General features: G+C 49.8%; 19 protein-coding genes and 1 pseudogene. 7 read left to right on the forward strand and 13 right to left on the reverse strand.

Annotation, left to right across the window (positions count from 1 at the left end):
- Positions 1 to 39 precede the first annotated feature (39 nt).
- The 3 genes from A8707_RS27010 to A8707_RS18630 form a co-directional block, all read right to left on the reverse strand.
- Positions 40 to 465 carry a competence protein CoiA gene (locus A8707_RS27010; protein WP_074382529.1) on the reverse strand — a complete coding sequence of 142 codons (426 nt, stop codon included), beginning with the start codon at positions 463 to 465 and terminating at the stop codon, positions 40 to 42.
- 47 nt (positions 466 to 512) lie between these two features.
- Entirely contained in the window at positions 513 to 1013 is a 501-nt protein-coding gene (locus tag A8707_RS18625; protein WP_068818708.1) for a cyclic nucleotide-binding domain-containing protein, read from the reverse strand.
- A gap of 100 nt (positions 1014 to 1113) precedes the next feature.
- Positions 1114 to 4158: a HEAT repeat domain-containing protein gene (locus A8707_RS18630; RefSeq protein WP_068818709.1), complete on the reverse strand. Its 3045-nt coding sequence runs from the start codon at positions 4156 to 4158 to the stop codon at positions 1114 to 1116.
- A 363-nt stretch (positions 4159 to 4521) separates the two neighbouring features.
- Here A8707_RS18630 and A8707_RS18635 point away from each other — a divergent pair, with 363 nt between their 5' ends.
- The gene (locus A8707_RS18635) at positions 4522 to 4923 is read left to right on the forward strand and encodes a hypothetical protein (RefSeq protein WP_156518707.1); all 402 of its coding nucleotides are present in this window, start codon (positions 4522 to 4524) and stop codon (positions 4921 to 4923) included.
- A gap of 91 nt (positions 4924 to 5014) precedes the next feature.
- On the opposite strand, the gene infC is transcribed toward A8707_RS18635, so the two are convergent.
- Positions 5015 to 5551: a translation initiation factor IF-3 gene (infC, locus tag A8707_RS18640; protein ID WP_068818711.1), complete on the reverse strand. Its 537-nt coding sequence runs from the start codon at positions 5549 to 5551 to the stop codon at positions 5015 to 5017.
- Between the two features lie 311 nt (positions 5552 to 5862).
- Here infC and A8707_RS18645 point away from each other — a divergent pair, with 311 nt between their 5' ends.
- Entirely contained in the window at positions 5863 to 6804 is a 942-nt protein-coding gene (locus A8707_RS18645; protein WP_068818712.1) for an alpha/beta fold hydrolase, read from the forward strand.
- Between the two features lie 115 nt (positions 6805 to 6919).
- On the opposite strand, the gene A8707_RS28365 is transcribed toward A8707_RS18645, so the two are convergent.
- The 5 genes and pseudogenes from A8707_RS28365 to A8707_RS18670 form a co-directional block, all read right to left on the reverse strand.
- A complete protein-coding gene (locus A8707_RS28365) occupies positions 6920 to 7126 on the reverse strand; it encodes a hypothetical protein (protein WP_156518709.1) in 207 nt (68 codons plus the stop codon).
- Positions 7127 to 7278: 152 nt separating this feature from the next.
- A complete protein-coding gene (locus A8707_RS18655) occupies positions 7279 to 7665 on the reverse strand; it encodes a hypothetical protein (RefSeq protein WP_068818714.1) in 387 nt (128 codons plus the stop codon).
- A gap of 107 nt (positions 7666 to 7772) precedes the next feature.
- On the reverse strand, positions 7773 to 8387 hold the full coding sequence (locus tag A8707_RS18660) for a hypothetical protein (protein ID WP_068818715.1): 615 nt from the start codon (positions 8385 to 8387) through the stop codon (positions 7773 to 7775).
- Between the two features lie 296 nt (positions 8388 to 8683).
- A pseudogene (locus tag A8707_RS18665) lies at positions 8684 to 9816 on the reverse strand (ISAs1 family transposase).
- 42 nt (positions 9817 to 9858) lie between these two features.
- Positions 9859 to 10944: a DUF1611 domain-containing protein gene (locus A8707_RS18670; protein ID WP_068818716.1), complete on the reverse strand. Its 1086-nt coding sequence runs from the start codon at positions 10942 to 10944 to the stop codon at positions 9859 to 9861.
- 394 nt (positions 10945 to 11338) lie between these two features.
- Between A8707_RS18670 and A8707_RS18675 the strand changes: the two genes are divergently transcribed.
- The 5 genes from A8707_RS18675 (at position 11339) to A8707_RS18695 (ending at position 15499) form a co-directional block, all read left to right on the forward strand.
- Positions 11339 to 11545: a DUF2283 domain-containing protein gene (locus tag A8707_RS18675; protein WP_068818717.1), complete on the forward strand. Its 207-nt coding sequence runs from the start codon at positions 11339 to 11341 to the stop codon at positions 11543 to 11545.
- Between the two features lie 151 nt (positions 11546 to 11696).
- Positions 11697 to 12470 carry a 1-(5-phosphoribosyl)-5-[(5-phosphoribosylamino)methylideneamino]imidazole-4-carboxamide isomerase gene (hisA, locus tag A8707_RS18680; protein WP_068818718.1) on the forward strand — a complete coding sequence of 258 codons (774 nt, stop codon included), beginning with the start codon at positions 11697 to 11699 and terminating at the stop codon, positions 12468 to 12470.
- 118 nt (positions 12471 to 12588) lie between these two features.
- The gene (locus A8707_RS18685; protein ID WP_068818719.1) at positions 12589 to 13317 is read left to right on the forward strand and encodes a Bax inhibitor-1/YccA family protein; all 729 of its coding nucleotides are present in this window, start codon (positions 12589 to 12591) and stop codon (positions 13315 to 13317) included.
- 152 nt (positions 13318 to 13469) lie between these two features.
- Entirely contained in the window at positions 13470 to 14537 is a 1068-nt protein-coding gene (locus A8707_RS18690; RefSeq protein ID WP_068818720.1) for a dipeptide epimerase, read from the forward strand.
- A gap of 233 nt (positions 14538 to 14770) precedes the next feature.
- A complete protein-coding gene (locus A8707_RS18695) occupies positions 14771 to 15499 on the forward strand; it encodes a phycocyanobilin:ferredoxin oxidoreductase (RefSeq protein WP_068818721.1) in 729 nt (242 codons plus the stop codon).
- A 166-nt stretch (positions 15500 to 15665) separates the two neighbouring features.
- Here A8707_RS18695 and A8707_RS18700 read toward each other — a convergent pair whose 3' ends face one another.
- The 4 genes from A8707_RS18700 to zwf all read right to left on the reverse strand — a co-directional run bounded on the left by A8707_RS18700 (position 15666) and on the right by zwf (position 20692).
- On the reverse strand, positions 15666 to 16580 hold the full coding sequence (locus tag A8707_RS18700; RefSeq protein WP_156518711.1) for a TIGR04168 family protein: 915 nt from the start codon (positions 16578 to 16580) through the stop codon (positions 15666 to 15668).
- A gap of 83 nt (positions 16581 to 16663) precedes the next feature.
- Entirely contained in the window at positions 16664 to 17719 is a 1056-nt protein-coding gene (locus A8707_RS18705) for a hypothetical protein (protein WP_156518713.1), read from the reverse strand.
- Positions 17720 to 17757: 38 nt separating this feature from the next.
- Positions 17758 to 19137: a glucose-6-phosphate dehydrogenase assembly protein OpcA gene (opcA, locus tag A8707_RS18710; RefSeq protein ID WP_068818747.1), complete on the reverse strand. Its 1380-nt coding sequence runs from the start codon at positions 19135 to 19137 to the stop codon at positions 17758 to 17760.
- Between the two features lie 25 nt (positions 19138 to 19162).
- On the reverse strand, positions 19163 to 20692 hold the full coding sequence (gene zwf, locus A8707_RS18715) for a glucose-6-phosphate dehydrogenase (RefSeq protein ID WP_068818723.1): 1530 nt from the start codon (positions 20690 to 20692) through the stop codon (positions 19163 to 19165).
- Between the last annotated feature and the right edge of the window lie 63 nt (positions 20693 to 20755).

A 20755-nucleotide genomic window follows, 5' to 3' on the forward strand; every position in this document is an offset into this window, starting at 1 on the left:
TGGCTATCCATCCGGTGCGCTTTGTTTCTAATCTGCACCCTAGCTGATGGATAGCTTTTCTGTCCACGTCTGACCGCAAAAACTGTCCGAACTATTGTTAACTACCCAAATCAAGTTTTTATAAAATCTCTCGCGAGATGCTAGCTCCTCTTCACTCATGGGGGAGTTTTGAAATTCAACGAAGAGATTTTTATCAGTTCGCACATCTGAAATGTGCCTTTCTTGGGTTACTTCGTCAAAGTGAACGACTTCTTGCCATTCCTCCGGATACAACGATTTCCAAGCTCTATGCCATTCTGTCTCGTTTTCCCACCACCTATCGCAATGCTGTAGAGATTCGTGTGCCCAGTGCCATATCTTTCGTTTTCCACATTTAACTTGAGTAGGGCTAGCGCATACAGGACAAATTCCCTTTCCTTTAGGAAACGGAGCAACTCTTTCTCCATCAAAAATTGAATATTTCACAAACGTTAATTGCGGTACCTACTTAATACTTTTCTGGCGCAAGTCCATTAACTTCTTTGAGATCGCGGCACTACTTGTCTTTCTTGCTCCAGTTTGACTTTAAGATTCACCAGATCGTTGTCTTTGACGTTGAGTTTGACGTTGATCTCGCGAATCCGCCGGGAGAGAATGCGAATGATATTGAGCGCGATTTCTGGAGTTTCGTCGATCGCTTCGTAGAGTTGTTGTTGAGTCAACACCAAACAATCACAGGCTTCTAAAGCCGTCACGGTTGCAGATCGTGGCTCTGCGTCAAAAAGTGACATCTCCCCAAAAAATTCACCTTTCTTTAACAGAACCAAGTCTTGGTCGCCAATATGCACCCGCACCTGTCCTGCTGCCACCACATAGAGCGATCGTCCTTCTTGCCCCTGAGTGAAGATGACCTCTTTAGAGTTAAACGAGTGTTCGTCCATAATCGATGCTAATCTCACCAAAAAGTCATCCCGAAGTTCCTGAAAAATGGGGACTCCTCGCACCAGTAATAATCGTTCAAAGCTGTTTAGCATAGCGGGTTATGGACGGACATCGCAGGCAAGAACCTGATTGAAGACTGATTTTGGTGAGTCAAAGATCTCTCCCAAATTTTACGGGCTGTTGCTGCGATCGCTACATGGGTCTCAATTCTCCCGTGCTGGGGATGTCATCATCCTCTAAATCGAGACGCGAAAACGAAACTTGCTCAAGCCTCAACGTTTCGAGCATTTGCTTAACTTGCACCAAAACAAGCCGATCGGGATCATTTTGCAGCATCGGTAAAATTCTGGCTAGAGCACTGGGCGATGCAAGTTGTAGATAAGAGAGCACCGCCTCGCGGACAAAGCCTCGCGGATGATTGAGGCTAGACAAAATCTGATCGCTGGTGAGCCGACAGCGAGAATGCCGCGCCAGGTGAAAACAACACGCCAGCGACCAATCTGATAAGAAGTGACGCAAATCTAGCAGATGACGCACTCGATCGTCTGGGTTCATCGGCTCATAGGGGACTAAGCCCGATAAACTTTGCAGCTTTTCACGATCGAGGGTGCGATCGAGCAGAGCCAGCAGCGCTTGTTTCGACGGAATATCGAGAGTGTTGTCTAAAATCTCTAAGCCTTGCGCCTGATTAGAGAGCGATCCTGACTGCAAGTTAAACGAGGCAACCTGAATCGTCCCCAAATCGTAGAGAAACTTCATCAGGAGAAATAACCGCTCAATGGCATCCGTTGGCATATCGCGCAGCGCTCGTCGCAGAAAATCCGCTTCCTGTCCTTGAGCTCGCCCTGGCGCGAGATCCACCAAGGCGGCGTAGACTTGACCAATCAACATAATCTCTTGGTCAATTAGTTGCTCAACGCCCCGCCGACCCAGCCGATCGAGCACAGCCTCAATGCCTCGCTCTTGAGGAATCTTGAGCAAAATTCGCAGAATGTTACGACGCGTCTCTCCCCACGAGGTCTTTAAGCGAGAAATCAGCAAGTCAATGGCTTCGGGTGTGCTAATTTGCCCGATCGCGCTCCAGGCATAGCTGCGAACTAAATCTGACTGGTGCATATCTTCCGCCAATCTTACTAACATCGGCAGGGCTTCATTTTCGAGCTTCACCAAGGCTTTTTGCGCCGCGTCTCGTGTAGATTTATAGCCCAAACCCCGCAGCAGCGACGGATAATATTCTTCGAGTCGAGTGGCTCCGATCGCCTCCAACACCGCGCATCTGACTTGCAGCGATCGGTCTTGCAACAGATTGGGGATATAGAGCCGTAATGCCTGTAGATATAGCGCTTCACCCAGCGCACGACAGCCCATCACTCGCTCTTGTCGCTGTTGGTGGGTCAGCATCAATCTGAGAGAATTGGTCGCTTCTGCCTTCTGTGTAGGCGTACCGCGACGCAGCATTAACGAAGCCGCCGTGCCGCGAATAACCGGGTCTATGTTTGGAGGCAGATAGGATTGCAGTTGCCGCATATCAGGGTCTGCATCCGTCAGCCAAACATAGCGCAGCGCAACTGCCATCACTTCAGGAGTCGGCTTTTGAGCAATCAACGTCCGCACATCCCCCAAATAAGCCGAGTTGGGATAGTTGAGCATCACTTCTAAGCTTTTTTGCTGCAAACTAGGTGGAAGTTTGTCAAGCAATGGAGACAGCACCTCGCCCACGTTTTTGAGATCGATTTGACTGAGAAGCTCAATGCACGATCGCTTATCGGCTTCCGCTCCGGGCTTCTCTAACGACTCAATGACGGCTCTCCTCAGTTCTCGCAGATCGATGTCAGAGCCACTGAGCTTGCCGCGCCCTGCATCAAATACGAGCAAGCCCAGATAATCTTTCTTCAAGCGGTGAATCGTCCACAGCCAAAACAGCCCCAGCACAATCACCACCGCAAAAATGGTGAAGTTTAGCACCCCAACCCCGTTGCCCTTTTGAAAATAGACCATCAGCAGCAGCGCAACTCCTGCCCCTCCGGTCGCAAGAGGCTCTGCAACGCCCCGCACTTTAGCTTGTAGACCGCCCCTAAGCATTTCTGGAATGGGCTGAAATAAAACAGGACTGATGCTCGCAAATAGCGTGTAGTGCAGCAATTCGTAGAGAAACTTGCGGATGACTAAACCCCAAAAGAGCAAAATCCATCCTTTAGTAACAACACTGCAAACGACGAGTCCGATCGTCAGCACAATAATCACGATCGGCAGCGCCATCACCGTATTAAACACGCCGACCCGCTCAATCACTCGACTCGAAAACATCCACTGCCCAGCTAGCTCACAGATGCCTAACACGCCGTTGAGAACCGAGAGAAAACTGGCAATCTTGTCGCCTTGGGCTGCATATCCAGGCTGTTGTTCTAGCAGGCTGAGAAACTGGAAATCGACTAACAGCAATATCACCTGCGCCATCACAAAAAAGAGGATCAGCAGCCTCACATAGTCCTTCATTTCGCCTCTCACTCGGCTGAGGATGGCATCTGATTGCCGCTCTTGACGACGACGATCGGGAAACGATTGCCGATAGGTTTGACTTAAATAAGATAAAACCACAGCTCCCAAGATCATCATGCAAAACGAGAACAGGATGACCGTGGGCAAGCCCTGAGATCGAGGCAGCAGGGTAAGGACGATCGGCAGCGAAAAGCCACTGATGATATCTGCTAGCAGCACCCCGCTACTGATCAGGGGATAGGTTCGCTTGATCTCTCGGATGTTAAATAATTGGTTTGCCACGATCGAGGTGTTGAGATCATTCAGCACATAGATCGCTTCTAGCCACAGCCGCAGCAGCAGCACGGTCGTTTTGAAAACAGCAACTCCACTGATCAGCGTCACCTCTGGGAAACTCAGCCCGCAATAAAATAGGATCAGGGGCAGTGTCATCAGCAGCGCGATCAAAACGATGACGCGTCGCAGAGGCAAAAATCGCTGCATCCAGGAATAGAGGAACCCCAAGCCGACGCTGATCACAGAACTGGCGATGTAGATTTTGGGTAGAGCATCTGCCCCAAACTGTTCTAAAAATAGCCCAACTGCGCTGGCTTCTAGCCACATCAGCCCGATCGAGGTAATCGTGTAAAACGTAAACATCACGAACGTTCGTTTACTCTCTTCGGGGCGAAGGTTAATCCATCGCAAGAGCTTCCGTCCGATTCCATTTCTGGCAGCATGTTGATCGATCAATTCCATGAAGCGTTGTGTCCCGTACCGTGTTTTCGACGCGTCCCTGTTAAGACTTTACAGACAACCTCAGTATGCGGCGAACCCGGTGTGAGAATCTTAGGAGAATTCTGGAGGTCTTTTAGAGATGGCACCGCAGTTTTACGGGGCGATCGCCACATATTCCTTGATAAGATTCCCAAACCGAGCGAAATTCTTGCGCCAAACTCGGAGGCAACCTTATAAAGGTTCACGAATCCTACACGATCGCTCCCCGTTGGTTAACGCTCTAGTTTGCCTAGCCCAAGCGAATAAGGAACTCCTATTCATTGCGTTCGTCCGCGGTAAGGAAATGCTCCTGAGAAAATGTTATCTAAAAGCGTTCTGTTCGCCTTGGTTACGATTCTTGTGCCGGGGTCTGCCATTGCTGACTGTGTGAATCTTGCAGATGGCACGATCACGCCAATCAAAGTTAAAAGCTGTCAGGCAATCAACGGCGCAACACATCCGAAAGTTCTCAAAAGTGGAGATATCAGCAAGTTCATAAGCAGCCGCAGTCGCCCTTACTGGGACTACAAAGCAGCCTACACAGGCGCATTAGTGACCGACGCGGCAGATCTGGTTTGGATGTACACGTCTAGCGCTTCCAATCCCTGTAAAAGCTTCACCAAAAGCAAACCTGTTCGGATGCGAACCTACTCTACCTGCTGCGATACAGGCTCTTGGGGCAAGTGCGTCTTGGGTGGGAAGTGGCTAGGAGACGTGAAAGGAAAGCGGATTGATGCTTTTCAGTAGTTTTCCCGAACGATCGCTCTGAACAAAAAAGGTATCGGAGTTTTCACCTCTCCAATACCCTTTTCATTTTCTAAAAAATAGCGAAATCGGCTTACTTCTTGGGAGCCATCAGCATCATCATGTTGCGCCCTTCTTTTTTAGGAGCTTGCTGCACTTCGGCAATTTCTTGCAAATCGGTTGCCATGCGTTTGAGCAACTCTTCTGCCAAATCGCTGTGCTGGATCTCGCGACCCCGAAACATAATCGTGGCTTTTACCTTATCGCCAGCTTTTAAGAAACGCTCTGCTTGATTGATTCGCACATTGTAGTCGTGCTCCTCAATTTTGTAGCGCATCTTCACTTCTTTCACGTCTACAGTGTGCTGCTTTTTCTTAGCTTCTTTTGCTTTTTTCTCTTGCTCAAACTTGTGTTTCCCGTAGTCTACGATTTTGCACACGGGGGGATCGGCTTTGTCACTGACCAAAACCAGGTCGAGTTCCTTCTCGTCGGCAAGTTGCATCGCTTCACGAGAAGACATGATTCCTAGCTGTGAGCCGTCTGAGCCAATCACTCTGACGGTAGGGAAACGAATGCGTTCATTGATAACGGGAATGTCTCGGTTAGGTCTTTTCTCAATCAGAGGCGCCATTAATTATTATTGTGGAGGGTAAGGTTAACAACGAAGAGAAGCAGTCAGCCGATAAAATCAGACCAATAGCAAATCAAAACAGACCGGGGTTAGCCGTTGATGCAGAGGTCAATATCGGTTTACGGTGAGAACTGTATCCGACATTCTACTCACTCTGGTCTAATTTCTCTCTAGTTCTTAACTTAAATTCTAACCGATGGGAGACCAGAGTGGGGACGGGCAACCAATCGATACAAAACGGTCTGCTCTAAACGCCTGTCAAACCTCCTAGAATGAGGGCAAAGATGGGAAACTGAAGCGCTGAGGAAATCGTGACAACCTCTTTACATTGGCGGCAGCGGGTCGGGAGTCAGCGAGATTGGGTGTGGCGCGGGTGGCAGACTCGATATACCTACATTCGATCGGGTCGGGCTGGAGAGAATCCTCCGCTGATGTTGCTGCACGGGTTTGGGGCATCGATCGGGCATTGGCGACAAAATCTATCTGTTTTGGGTGAGCATCACACGGTTTATGCGATCGATATGTTGGGCTTTGGGGCATCAGAAAAAGCGATCGCGCCCTACAATGTCGCGCTCTGGGTTGAGCAGGTTTATGATTTTTGGAAGACATTTGTAAACAAGCCGATCGTGCTGATTGGCAACTCAATCGGGTCTCTGGTCTGCATGGCGGCGGCGGCATCTCACCCGGATATGGTGTGCGGGTTGGTGATGCTTAATTTGCCTGATCCCTCGATCGAAGAAGAGATGATTCCTGAGCCGCTGCGTCCGGTGGTGGCGACGATTAAAAGTTGGGTGGCATCGCCTCTGGTGCTGAATCTGCTGTTTCAGCTAGTGCGGAAGCCAGGAGGGGTGAAGCGCTGGGCATCGCTGGCTTATGCAAACTCTGATGCGGTGACGGATGAGTTGGTTGAGATTTTGCTGGGAGCGACTGAAGATCGGGGATCGGCACGGGCATTTTGTGCAATTTTTCGAGCGATCATGGCTCCTAAATTTGGTCCCAGTGTGAAGAAGACGCTACCCGAATTGCAGATTCCGATGCTGTTGCTGTGGGGTAAGAACGATCGGATGATTCCGCCAAGTTTGGCGACTCAGTTTGGTGGTTACAGTCCCAATCTAAAAGTCGTCGAGATTGAGAATGCGGGTCACTGTCTGCACGATGAAGCGCCTGAGCAAGTCAACCCAGAGATTTTAAACTGGATTGCATCGCTACCTAATGGAAGGGGGTTTGTTGATAGGGCGATTGCATCTAATTGAAGATAGAGTGTGCTCTTTAATGAGCGAAACAATCTATCTTGCCCGCGTTCGGAGTCATACATAAGCAAGATGCCCATACCACCTCAGGCATATAAGAGGCTTTACTTTTCTTGACCTACTTGTACTGAGCAATCGTTTTGCCCGTCTCAGCATCAAACACCCAATAGTAGAATGATATCTTTTTGGAAGTTGGATAAAGGAGTCCATTTTCCTCTCGAAAATCACTGTCCCATACTGCTCGCATCTTCATGATGTAGACAATGTGTTCTGGCTTGAGGTTAAGCTTCAGACTGGAGAGTTGACGTTTTGCGTCTGTCCGCATCAGTTCTCCCCACGTGGTCGCTCTTCGTTCGACTTCGCTTTCTTCTGCTGAAGGAGGTCCTGGTCTCGATATTTGATCAAGGGGGATTAATTTAGCTTGAGGGATAGGAGTACAAGCTATTAGTATCGCGTTCAATGCTAGGTCAATCATCGTTATTTGGCGGGTGAGTTGGGCGTGACACCAGGAATCGGAGCCGTGACAATCACATAGAGAAGATCTCCAGTTTCTGCATCGATTGCCTGATTAACAGTTGCATTCTTGTAAATGATTCCAGACTTAACTTCGACTTGATCTTGAGTGGATTCGACTTGAAAGATTTGTCGGTCTGGATCAATGCCATAAAGCTTTTCACCAGGGTTAAATTTCTCTTGAGTGAAAGTTTTCCAATCGCTCAATTTGCGGCTTTTGATTTTCCCACGACCGACCGCACGATCTGTTTCCTCTTCTAGCCGCTTTAGCTGATTTGGTTTAAGATACTTATTCGCTTTACGAACGGTTGAAGCGGTCTGGACGGGCGTAGTCGGGCTTGTTGGTTCCATAGTACTCCCGCTCCCTTGGGCATTAGTACTATGAAGCGATGCAATACCTAGAGTGATTGCGAAAGCAGTGGCGGCAATGAGTAAGTTGATAGGTTTCATGACTGAATTTAGCGAGTAAAGGTAACACGAGCATCAGGCGTTGAAGAGAAGGTTGATCTCCCATTTGCCACAGAAGCATTGCCAGTAATCGGGTTAGAGTCGATGCTAATGACATTGGTTTGATTGATAGGTCGCCAGGTATTGCTTGTGTCGAGATATTTCAAGTTGCGGATCATCGTACCGCTCCTAAAAGAGACACTACTGTCTTTGATCTCCAACCCAGCATCAATCCTGCTTGATGAGGTTGGGTAGTAAATCTTGACGTTTCTATCTATGCAGCGAAAAGCGGCTGTTGTGTAAACTGATTGCCCATCGATTCTGACTTCCCAATTGCTGCTTCCCGTTGCTACGGGCTGAATTTGATAGCTATGTTCACCAGTTGGATTTTGAGTGCCAATGGGAATAGCTCGAAATTCGTTGTAGAGATAAGTATTGACGTATGCCACACCCACAAAGTGCCCTGAATGCGACTTATATTGTGGATTGTAAGTGACAGGACTATTTGGATCGTTAGCCACGGGGCTGTCGTTGAGGATGGATGCTCTTGTTTGACCTGCCTCTACCCAGCATTGAGCCTCCGGATCTTTACCATCATCTAATGTCAACCAGATTTCTTTGTTCAACCCTCGGTTCGTTAGGTCGATGTTATGTTAGATCCTCTTGACCGTTAGAGAGAATGGCAAATGCTCCTCTATAGGTAGCGACATTCGGAGTTACAGCCTTTACTCCAAAGAAGATCCTGTTTATCTGAGCGCTAAGTATTCGCTGTGACATAGACAACGAGAGAGCCAGCCCAATCCCAACCGATGCACTGATTAGATAACTTAACTTCACAGAGAAATTCCAAATTTTTCCCTGAGTTTAGCATCTATACTAACTTTGTTACAAAAATAACATTCAGCAGTAGGGCATTCACATCTTATTGAGCAAGGAGTTTGAGGAGGTAGGCATTGTCCCAACCTGCTTTAAGCCGTTTGGCTTTCACGCCACCCTTCGCTGTCTTGTCCTGATTCAGCAGATTGAGTGCAATGTGGCGCATCAATGCCATATTTTCAGGTGCGTGGTCTTTGCGAATACGGCATTCATCCTCTCTAAAGGCAACATCCAACACCCAATGCAAACAGTTCTCAACCTGCCAATGAGAGCGTACGGCATCGGCAAGTTGAGCGGCAGAACTTTCCCAACTTAGGATGTAGTAGCGTTGCTCAATCGTGGTTTTGCCTTGGAGCCGTCGTTCGGATTCGACGAGTCCAATCCGAGCAAATCCCGCCCATTGCTGTGCATCGACTAAATGTTCCACTTGTCCCAGCACCCAATGCCATCGGATTTCCATGCGTCCGTGGTTACTGGACAGATTCTGGCAAAAGTCATGCTCAAGCCCTGCAAAGTTGATGCGACGAGCGTGCTCAAACACTTGCACTACATCTTCGTGCAAGTTGCCTTGATTACCTTTAAGTGCCAATACGTAATCTGCTTGTTGCTCTACAATTTGTTGAGCAATTTTTTTTGGCAACCCATAGCATCAATTGTGACAATGCATCCCTCGATTGTCAGCACGTTTAACAACGCTGGAATCACCGTAATCTCATTCGATTTATCATCAACTTTGCGCTGTCCCAATACCAGTCGATTCGCAGTTGCCCAAGCACTCACCATATGAATTGCAGCTTTGCTCTCACTGGAGTTGTAGGAATGGCGTAGGGTTTTACCATCAATTGCGATGATTTGTCCTTGGGTCACCTGACTCACGGCTTCGATCCAATTGAGGAAACTCGCTTGCAATTGTTCGGGTTTGATGCGGGCAAAGACTCGCCCAAACGTATCATGTGACGGTATTCCATTCGGCAAAGCTAAAAACTGCTCTAGCCACTCTCGCTTGGCATTGCCATAGTTTTCTATCTCTACCCAGCTATCAGCTCCACAAATCACCGCACAAATTGTAATGGCGATCATATTCAGCAATAAGTGTTCCTTTGTGCGCTCGATGCGTGGGTCTTCAACGGTCGCAAAATGAGTGAGTAGTTGAGCGCATGGATGAGTTTCAGGCAACATGACAATCAATCGCGTGGGATGGACTGCTTCAGTATCTCATCTTTACTTTATTTCCAATTTAGATGCGATTACCCTGGGTTTGTTGATCGGGGAGAGAATGCTATCTAGCAGCAGATCAGCCCCAAACCGAACCGGATCGGTGCAGGGAAGTCCGGTTTCTTGATGGGCATGAGCGATCGCAGTTCTGGCAGCGTCTTCATCCAAATGAGCGGTATTCAGGGCAACGCCAACTACAGGTGTCGGCGCGAATGACCCTCCGGCAGCAGCCACCGTTTCGTAGACGTGAATCACCTTTTGCAGCGACGGAATCGGCACATCGGGAAAGGTGCGAATGTGCGTCTGTCCCGCTCGATGCACGAGGATTAAATGAGTGGGCTGGCTGCCCCGAATGAGAGGCAACGTTGCGGTTGAAGCCGGATTCATCAGCGAACCCTGTCCTTCAATCAACAAAACCTCATGATCCTGTCCGTAGCGCATGACGAGTTGCTCGACTGCACCTGCGGCAAAATCAATCCGAATTGCGTCTAGCGGAATGCCATCTCCGGCAATCATGATGCCTGCCTGACCTGTGCCCAGAAATTTCGATCGCATCCCTCGTTTTTGAGCCACTCGATCGAGTTCTAACGTCGTCGCCATTTTTCCTACGCCCATATCGGTGCCCACCGTAAGAACTCGCAGACAGGAGAGCGATCGAGCGGCACCACTTCCCACTTTTAGCCCTGCGGGTTCTTGACGAATATCCCAAATCCACTGTCCTGCTCGCAGACGCTCTCTGAGTTGGGGAATGGCTGACATCTGCGTGTGAAGCCCATTCATAATAGACAGCCCAGCGGCAGTGGCTTGCTCGAGTTCGGTTAACCAGGCATCGGGTAACGCTCCTCCAGAAGGGGCAATGCCAATCGCGAGTACATTGGGCTGATAGGCGAGCGCTTCGGAGACAGACGCGACGATCGGGGCATTACAAGACGTTCCGGTAAGAGTCGAGAGAAATTCTCCGGCGCATTGATGATCGATGACGACCGCGATCGTGTCAGGTCGATAGCGCAGTAGGGCAAGTCCGGTTTTGCCTTGCGTGCCGCGAATTCCTTCGTGTAGGAGAACTGCGATTCGAGAGTCTAACGTGAGCATGGTTTCAATCTGCTGGTCAATGGCTTCTGCTTCTGTCTGCGCTCGAAGGGGTTAGAGGAGCGATCGTGTGCATCTTTGAGACGCTTGGTTTCATTTTTGGCTCTACAATAAATTCCCATCCCATTCGTTTTCTGCAAGTGAGTTTCTACATTTCTAAACATGCAGAAGCACAACCAGAGCGGCGTAGGATTCCCATTGAGCGATTCAATTCTGTGTTATGAAGTCCTCAACAAGTAATTGAGCAAGACGATGGCACACGCATCTATCAGTCTCAACTCCTATTCGAGAATGGGAAAACCTATCTGCTAAGAGTCGTTGTCTCCGAACGGACACAACCTGCAATCGTCATGACTGTCTATAAAACAAACCAGATTTCTCGATATTGGAGGTTGGAATGAAAGTCATTTATGACCCAGAAGTAGATACTCTAATGATTATGCTCTCTGAAGCAGAGATTGAGGAGAGCCACGAAGACCGTTCCGGTGCAATTCTAGATTATGATGCGGCAGGAAATCTGGTAGGACTGGAAATTTTCAACGCATCGAAGCAGGTGAATAATCCACTTCAGTTAGAGCATGTGATTGCGGGACAAGCGGCTTGAGAATGCGCGGGGCGAGAAAAAACCTGCAATGGTGTCATCTCAACTGGCAAACCTATCACTTCATACGACAGCGCTTTCTGTTGATCAATCTGCGATCGCATCACCGACAATAAGATTTGCTCTCTCTACTCCACGAAGGAACAGAAATCTTATGGAAGTAATTCCCGCGATCGACCTGCTGAATGGCAAGTGTGTCCGCCTCTATCAAGGCGACTATGACCGAGCCGAGGTCTTCAACGAAGATCCCGTCGCGATGGCGCAGCAGTGGGCTAGCGAAGGCGCAACCCGACTGCATTTAGTCGATTTAGACGGAGCCAAAGCCGGACATCCGGTGAATTTAGAGGCAATTGCAGCGATCGTGCGTGCGCTTAAGATTCCGGTGCAGGTGGGAGGAGGCTTGCGCGATCGTCAAAGTGTCGCCGATCTGTTGTCAACGGGAGTCGATCGCGCCATTTTAGGCACGGTTGCCGTCAAGAACCCCGAATTGGTTGCCCAACTGTGCAGCGAGTTTCCCCAGCAAATCATCGTCGGCATTGACGCTCGAAACGGACGAGTCGCGACCCAAGGCTGGCTAGAAACGTCAGAAGTTCTCGCGACTGAACTAGCAGAACGGATGGCACAACTAGGCGCGGCTGCGATTATTTACACTGACATTCATCGTGACGGCACATTGCAAGGTCCCAACTTAGAGGCACTGCGCGAATTAGCCTCCGTGGTTTCAATTCCCATCATTGCGTCTGGGGGCGTGAGTTCGGTCACTGATCTATTAAGCCTATTGTCACTCGAATCGCAGGGAGTCACCGGAGCGATCGTCGGTCGTGCCCTTTATACCGGAGATGTGTCGCTCAAAGAAGCGATTCGGGCGGTGGGTCAGGGTCGCTGGCAAGATGTACCGCCTGATTTAGGTTCGTCAGCGTTTGCTTGATGGTCCGATCGTCTCCAAACCCACAGCCCATATTTTTTCACCAGTTTCTAGCCGATTTCTAAAAACCGAAGGAAAATGAAGGGACAGCATACATTTCGTCACAGGCAAAAGAAACCGCATGAGTAATACCAGTAACTTCCGGCAGGCAATCCGGGATGCAAAAAGTCAGTCGATCATCGGCTCAAACGTCATTGCCAACGCTTTACCCTTGCTAGGTGGTGGGCTTGTATTGACCGCAGTTGGCACTTTTGGCGGCTTGCAGGTGATTACCAACAACCCTCAGATCTTTATGCCTACGTTTATTGGGGCAGTGATTTTAGAGTTGATTTTGTTTTTCGTTGCCTCTAATGTGGCTCAAAAAGGCAACAACGGCGTTGCGCTGCCTCTGCTGGCGACCTATAGCTTGCTGTCAGGCTACACCTTGAGCGGGATTGTGTTTTTAGCACTGCAAACCCAAGGCGTTGGCATCAACGGAGTTGGATTTGCCGCACTCGGCTGTGGCGTGACGTTTATTGCAGCCAGGTCGATCGGATCTAATCTGTCTGAGAAAAACGGCATGGCGTTAACCAAAACCGTACAGCTTGGGTTAATTGCACTGTTTGTGGTTTTGATCGGTCAGCTATTGCTGCGAGTGTTTGGGATTTATACACCCAGTTTCCTAGAAGTCGCTATCTCTGGCATTGGCGTATTGCTGTTTGTCGGGGCGGCAGTTGTTGATTTCTTTGTTCTTCCTCGCACTTACCGCGATGATCAATACATTCCTGCTGCTCTGTCGATGTATTTGACCTACATCAATTTGTTTGTGTTTATTCTGAGATTCTTGATTGCAATCAACAGTCGTGATTAGTTCTGATTCTTAACTTGTTGAATAATCTGTTTAAGGAGACGTAAGGTTTACGTCTCTTTTTTATTATAGTTTTCTCGACAGAAAACCAATAGTCCTGAAATTATCACAAGCTGTCCTTTAGAATAAGCATCTAGTCTAGTGTTCACAAGGGTATGCAGATTCAGATTCAGACCTTTACAGTGCATAAACGGTTCGCCCTTACGATCAGCCGTGGCACTACCGCTCAAACCACTAACATCTGGGTCAGAATCGAGCACGACGGCATTGAAGGCTGGGGAGAAGCCTCGCCGTTTTCAGTAGGAGGACAGCCCCAAACAACCGACGAGATCGCTCGTTCTCTACAGGCGATCGCGCCCCTCCTCCGAGCTTTAAACCCGCTAGAGCGGCAGCGCATCGATCGCCTAATGGCAGAAACCCGACTTCCTTCGGCTGCCTGTGCCGCTTTGGATCTGGCGCTTCATGATTGGGTGGGCAAACGGGCAAATCTTCCTCTATGGCAACTGTGGGGGTTAGAGCGCGAACGAATTGTGCCGACCTCGGTGACGATCGGCATTAGTTCGCCGCAAGATGCCAAGCAGCGCGTGTTGAATTGGTTAGGCAAAGGCACGATCGCTGCCCCCCTTCAAGAGATTCAAGCGCTGAAAGTCAAGCTGGGCAACCCTGATGGCATTGCAGCCGATAAAGCCATGCTGCTAGCAGTTAAAGAAGCTGCCCCTCACATTTCGCAGATTAGCGTTGATGCCAATGGAGGTTGGAGTGTGGACACGGCACTGAAGATGGCGTTTTGGCTGGCAGATCAGGGAGTGACTTATATCGAGCAACCCTTGCCTAAAGGTCAAGAAGCCGACCTCGCAAAGCTTTACTATCAGTCTCCCTTGCCGATTTTTGTCGATGAAAGTTGTTTTACGAGTCGAGATATTCCGCTGCTCATCGATCGGGTTCACGGCATCAATATCAAACTTCTCAAATCGGGCGGCTTGACGGAAGCGTTGCGGATGATTCATACCGCAAGGGCGTTTGGGCTGAAGATAATGTTTGGTTGCTATTCGGACAGTTCTCTGTTAAATACAGCGTTGGCGCATCTGTCACCCTTAGCCGACCACTTAGATTTGGACAGCCATTTGAATCTGCTGGATGATCCGTTTGTGGGGGCGGGGTTTGAAAATGGGCGAGTGGTACCCAACAACCAACCGGGGTTAGGAGTCAGATTTAGAAACTAAGGATTCTGGATTCAATAAAACCGAATTCGCCCTCACCCCAACCCTCTCCCTAAGGAGAGGGAGCAAACGTCTAGTTCCCTTTCTCCCTGGGGAGAAGGGGTTAGGGGATGAGGGTGAATCCGGCTTGTATAATTCCCGAAGTTAGCTAATCCACAATCCTAAGCTGATATCCTTTAAAAGGGTTTGCCTGGTCGCCCATCTAAATCTCAACATCCAAACTTCTTCTCCCTAATATGCCCCTCTCAACTCCTTCTTTACGTGAGCAGCAGCACCCACTCATTCGCAGTTTAGCCGACAAGATAGAAGCGATCTGGCACCGTTATTTAGACCTTTCACCCTACTATCTGCCGGATGATCTGGGCTATGTTGAGGGGCGCATGGAAGGTGAAAAACTAATCATTGAAAATCGCTGTTATCAGACTCCCCAGTTTCGCAAACTTCATATGGAGCTTGCCAAAGTCGGGACAACGTTAGATATTCTCCACTGCGTGATGTTTCCGCGATCGGACTATGCCTTGCCGATGTTTGGCGCTGATCTCGTGAGCGGACGGGGACAAATCGGGATGGCGATCGCCGATCTCTCTCCGATGAGTGACGATCGCACGCTTCCTGCTGATTATCAAACGGGTTTATCGGCGCTGCCCGAAGTCAATTTCACTCAGCGTCGTGAGCTTCCAGAATGGGGCGATATTTTTTCTAGCTTTTGTCTATTTGTGCGTCCGAGCAACGGGGCAGAAGAGGCAATGTTTTTGTCCCAAGTTGAGAGCTATTTAGAACTGCACTGCCAGAGAGCAATCGCGACGCAACCCACCCCAGAGCGCGAGGCAGAAATCTTAGCTAGACAGCGCTATTATTGCGATCGTCAGCAGCAAAACGACAAAACTCGTCGAGTCTTAGAAAAAGCCTTTGGTGACGCGTGGGCTGAACGCTACATGACGACCGTCTTATTTGACACGATTTAAGAATTGGGGCGTTGCTGAATCGATCTACGAAGCACAGATTTTGCCCTCACCCTAGCCCTCTCCTTTTGGGAGAGGGGACAAGAGTTCCGGCTCCCTTCTCCCTGGGGAGAGGGGTTGGGGGTGAGGGTCATTCGTATCCTGCATTCAGCAACGCCGAAATTGGGTCTCATGCGATCGATTCCGCAACCGATTGAGCGCGATAAAGCACTGTCTCAGACACAATTTTGAACGCTTCATTCACCCACACGATCGATGCGTCTGACACTTTGCCGGATTGCAGCGTCACGAGCGAGAAGTTTCTGATGCGATCGCCCTCATTTTGAATAATCCGAGGCACACGAGCCGCATTTAAATAAGCCGTCCCTTCAGGGCTAGTGTGAATGGCTCGGCGAAGCTGCTGTTTAGTGTGTCGCAGCGTGTGGTGCATATGTCCAAAGGTGACGAGCGGGATGGTTTTGCCTAACAGCCGAGTCCTAGCGATCGCGTCTTCAAAATCAGGATCGCCGTGATCACCGCCGATCGGCTGCCAGTCTTTTCCACAGGGGTCTTCGGGCAAATCGCCTAACCCTGTTGGACCGTTGTGTCCTACAAAAATTACGGTTTCGTAAGCCGCCGTGTTTGCAGCCGCGACGATGCGATCAACCGATTCGTCAAAGTTATTCACCCCGCAGCGATCGCGATAGAATTTGCCGTTCTTCCAGACAGAGCCACCCCAGCTAAACGGACGACTGCCCACCACACTTAGCCGCAACTCTGGAAAGTCAAGCTTGCCATACCCGACATTTGCGTCGCCTAACAAATCGATTTGCTGCTGTACGCGGTCTTCTTTGGCGCGATCGTAAGGGCATTGCTTGATACCCCAATCAGTGGCGTTATACCAGGCATCGTGATTGCCGAGAATCGCAGCTTTCGGGAGATCCATTTGAGCAATCGATCGCACGACTTCTACCGATTCGTTGCCAAAGTCTCCGACCAGCAAGACTAAGTTGACTCCCAGCGCTTTCAACGCGGCTTCATCCTCGTGATCCCACAGATCATGGATGTCTCCGACCACCGCGATTTTGATTCCCTGACTAGCCACTATGCAGATTTCCTTTCTTTATTCTTCTTTAGGATAGGCAAGGAGCGACGGTTTTGGTCAGTCCCTTAAGAAAGAGACGCGGGTTAATCATGGCTCCACGTCGATCGCCACGCATCTTGTGCCTCAGCGATCGCTCGTTCTCGCTGTTTTTTCTGATAATCCCGTCCCAATGTCTGAAATCGTTTTTTAAGATCTCGGAGCTTGTTACGCTCTGCCATCGTGGTTGTGTCGTTGAACTCGATCTCAGACAGGCGCAGATGAATCGCCACTAAATGCAGCAGCGATTCACCCGATTCTTGAGACTTGCCCTGCTTAGACGACCTTTCACCGCTGGCTTCGACGAGCAGTTTCAAAAGATTTGCATTTCCGGCGATCGGGTCACTGCCTTCCACACTTACAGATGCTTTTAGGACTGGCTCTGGTAGACGTTTGGGCAAAATTTCTGATTGCTGTAGCAGCAGGTTAGCCGCGTGAGAAGTCGTCTGAAGTTTTTTGGCGATCGCTTTCTCCAAACTTTCTTGCCATCGAGCCAACTGATCTAGCGGGGTCAGAGATTGGGCAGGTTTGTTAAATGAAGGAGCCGACAATAGAAATTCGAGTTCGTTTTGCTGACTCTCTGAAGCAGGATCTCGCTCAAACTCTTCATCCTCGGAGTCTTCGTCAAAGTTCTCCTCATCTGCATCGTCTGTATCAGAGTCTTCCTCGATCAGATCTTGATCGTCGATCGGCTGGAGTTGAGCGAGTAGTTCTTTTTGAGCCTGGTTTGCCAAATCTCGCACCGACTGCTGAAACTGCTGGCGCTGACCCATCGACAACTGCAAAAACTGCTGCGGATAGCTCTCAGTGCAGACGTGATAGCACGACAAAATTAACTGCTGTCGAATCGCTTGCCCCAACGCAGTCAAATAATGAGCGTAGGTTTTATAAAACTCTTCGCCCATATCAGCAACCTGCTGGTTTAAGACAACAAGCTGTTGTGAAATTTGCTTGACCGATCCGACCATAGGCTCATTAACCGCGCGTGATAAAGATTCTTTTCCAGGATAGCGGGTGTTTGCCAAATTCACGACTGCGATCGACGGTTCGATCCCACAAACCCGTGGAGACGTTCCGGTGGAACGTCTCCAACAATTTTGCAATCACGACTATTGATCAAAACCGCCCATCCCCAAAAAGTCTAAACGGCGATCGCCAAAATTTTCGCAGTTATTGCCAAGCTTTCTTCAAACAACACATCTTGACCTAAACGCTGTAGCTGCTCACCTAAAAGCGTTTCAGCTTTCTGATCATCAAGAGGAGTCACCTGATTAATGCGGCACGTCTGGGCACCTCCTCCTGCCTCCATTCGCATACAGCCTGTCGTTTCAGAGCAGAGAACCGTGCAGCAATCGGCATCAAGATTTGTCGAAGTCAGCTTCAAGCTCACCAAATCTCCCGTGACTTCACCCGTGTCGCCTGTTGGAATCGCCGCCAGTTCGGCTTCGATTTCTCGCCCGTCAGCCGCCGTTAAATGAATGCGCTGAAGCTCATAAATGTCATCTTCTTTCGATCGAGACACAGGCTCCCAGCCTAATCGACTCGCTAACCAGCCTAAAAACATTAGCGCTTGCGTCGAGTTGCCTTTTTCATAGTCGATTACAACTCGATCGACTTCACGAATGGCGGCTCTGCGCTCTGGTGCGTCAAATGCCTCTGCGGTTAATTCTTGCCAAGCGGCGAGTCGTCGCCAGTTGAGATCAGACACCTGCACTTGAGATTGAATCAGGTGCGCCACCTTCAGCAAATCGCCTTCGGGGTCGGTCATGAAATAACTGGAGTCAACTGCTACAGCCGTGCAGGTTTTAGACAGCCGATCGAACAAGTCTTGATCGGTGCTGGGCGTTGCTTTCCACCAGAGAATGCTGGGCAACTCACCCATTACGAGTGAAGACACCATCGTAGCGACTCGTTCTAATGCGCGCTCTGTGCCCTTGAGCATGATGTATTCACCACACACCAGAGAATTGCGGCTGCGCTTATTAATTGGGCAATAGGCAGACACTTGAGCCGTCACCCCTTCATCGTCTCCAGCAACCGGAAAGAGAGAAATGATGCGGCAGGGGTTTTGAGTAGCGATCGCGTCGGCAATCCCGGCACCTGCTGCGTCCAACGCATAGCTCGACGAGCCGTTTCCTGTATCGGTCGCGATCGCGCCTTTTTGTTTCGCGACCGCCTCTCGCAGTTTCTCTAATAAAGCCGGACTCGCTTTACCGTCAAGTCTCATCCCTAAATTGGCTTGAGCGGCACGAATGGCAGCTTCGGTGCGAGGTCCACCAATGCCGTCGATCGGTCCAGTGTAAAATCTCAACGCAGCCAGCAGTTGCTGAGTTTCTTCTGGCTCATAGACGACCAGCGTAAAGGTTGCGGCTCTCGTTGCAGAGAGGGTTGTGCCATCGTCGCTCGCAGCACTATAGCTTTGCCAAATTTTAGCAAGCTCCGCTTCAATCTCGCTCAGGGAGACATCTTTAGGTGCTTGCAACGATTGTAACGGAACTAGGGAAGGGGATTGAATAGCCATATAAATGAAGGATGAGGGATGAAGGTTATAGTCTTCGCCAACGACGACCATCTCGATTGATCAGCAGTTCAGCTTCTGAGGGTTCCCAGGTGCCTGCTTCATATTGGGGAATCGTGGCAGGGTCGGTAGGCGACTCCCAGACGTTGAGAGCCGGGGTGACGACTCGCCACGCCGCTTCGACTTCATCGGAGCGAGTGAACAAGGTTTGGTCGCCCATCATGCAGTCGAGCAAGAGACGATCGTATGCCTCGCCCCCGGTCACGCCGAATGAACTGCCATAGCTGAAGTCCATTTCGACGGAGCGCGATCGCAGATCTGCCCCAGGCATTTTGACCTCAAACCGCATTGCGATTCCTTCGTTGGGCTGAATTCGCATCGTCAACACGTTGGTGTTGGCTTGCTGGGCAGCCGATTGAAAAATTAGATACGGCACTTCGCGGAATTGGATCGAGATCTCTGACACTTTTTTAGGCAGTCGTTTGCCCGTTCGCAGATAAAAAGGAACGCCTTGCCAACGCCAGTTATCAACCACAAACTTCATGGCGACGTAGGTCGGGGTCGTCGAGTTGGGGTTTACTCCTGGCTCAACGCGGTAGCCGGGAACTTGTTTGCCCTTCATCCACCCGGCTGAATATTGCCCCCGAATTGCCGAATTTTCTAAATGATTCACATCGGCTAGCCGCGTCGCCTGAATCACTTTCACCTTTTCGGTGCGAATGCTGTCTGCGTCTAGAGCATTGGGTGGCTCCATTGCGGTCAAGCAAAATAGCTGCATCAGGTGGTTTTGCACCATGTCGCGCAGTGCCCCAGCCGATTCATAGTAGCCAGCGCGGTCTTCAACGCCAACGGTTTCTGCCACTGTGATTTGGACGTGATCGACAAATTGACGATTCCACAATGGCTCAAAAATGGCATTGGCAAAGCGAAACACCAGTAAGTTTTGAACGGTTTCTTTGCCCAGGTAGTGATCAATTCGATAGACCTGTTCTTCTTTGCAGACTTGGGTAACCACCCGATTAAGCTGTTGAGCCGAGCTTAAATCGCGTCCAAATGGCTTCTCAATCACCAATCGAGTCTTCTGAGGATCTTTAAGCATCTCAGAGGCTCCCAGTTGACGAATCGCTTCGGGGAAGAAGTTAGGGGCAACTGCAAGATAAAAAACTCGATTCCCTCTCGTGCCGCGTTTCTCATCTAGCTCGGCAAGCAGCGTCTTTAGCGTTTGATAGCTTTCAGGGTTGTCAATGTCACCCGGACAGTAAAACAAGCCCTTCGCGAAGTCTTCCCAGGCGGCTTCTGATCCGACACCATCTGAAAACTGGTCAACGCCCTCGCGCATCTGTTCGCGGAAGTAGTCGTCACTCCAGGGGCGACGGGCAACACCGACGATCGTCAACTCAGGGGGCAGTCGTCGCTCTCGCTTGAGGTGATAAAGCGCCGGAACCAGTTTGCGTTTGGTCAAGTCTCCAGACGCACCAAAAAACACGATGATGTTGGGTTCGGGCATTCGCTGCTGCTGTAGCCCAACGCGGAGAGGATTTTCGAGCAAAGTAACCATAGGCGGGGCGGAATGAAGGATGAGGGATCAAGGAGGGATGAGAGCGGTTTGTTCACCCCTCCG

The organism is Phormidesmis priestleyi BC1401, assembly GCF_001650195.1.
In the GTDB taxonomy this organism is placed as follows: domain Bacteria; phylum Cyanobacteriota; class Cyanobacteriia; order Leptolyngbyales; family Leptolyngbyaceae; genus Phormidesmis_A; species Phormidesmis_A priestleyi_B.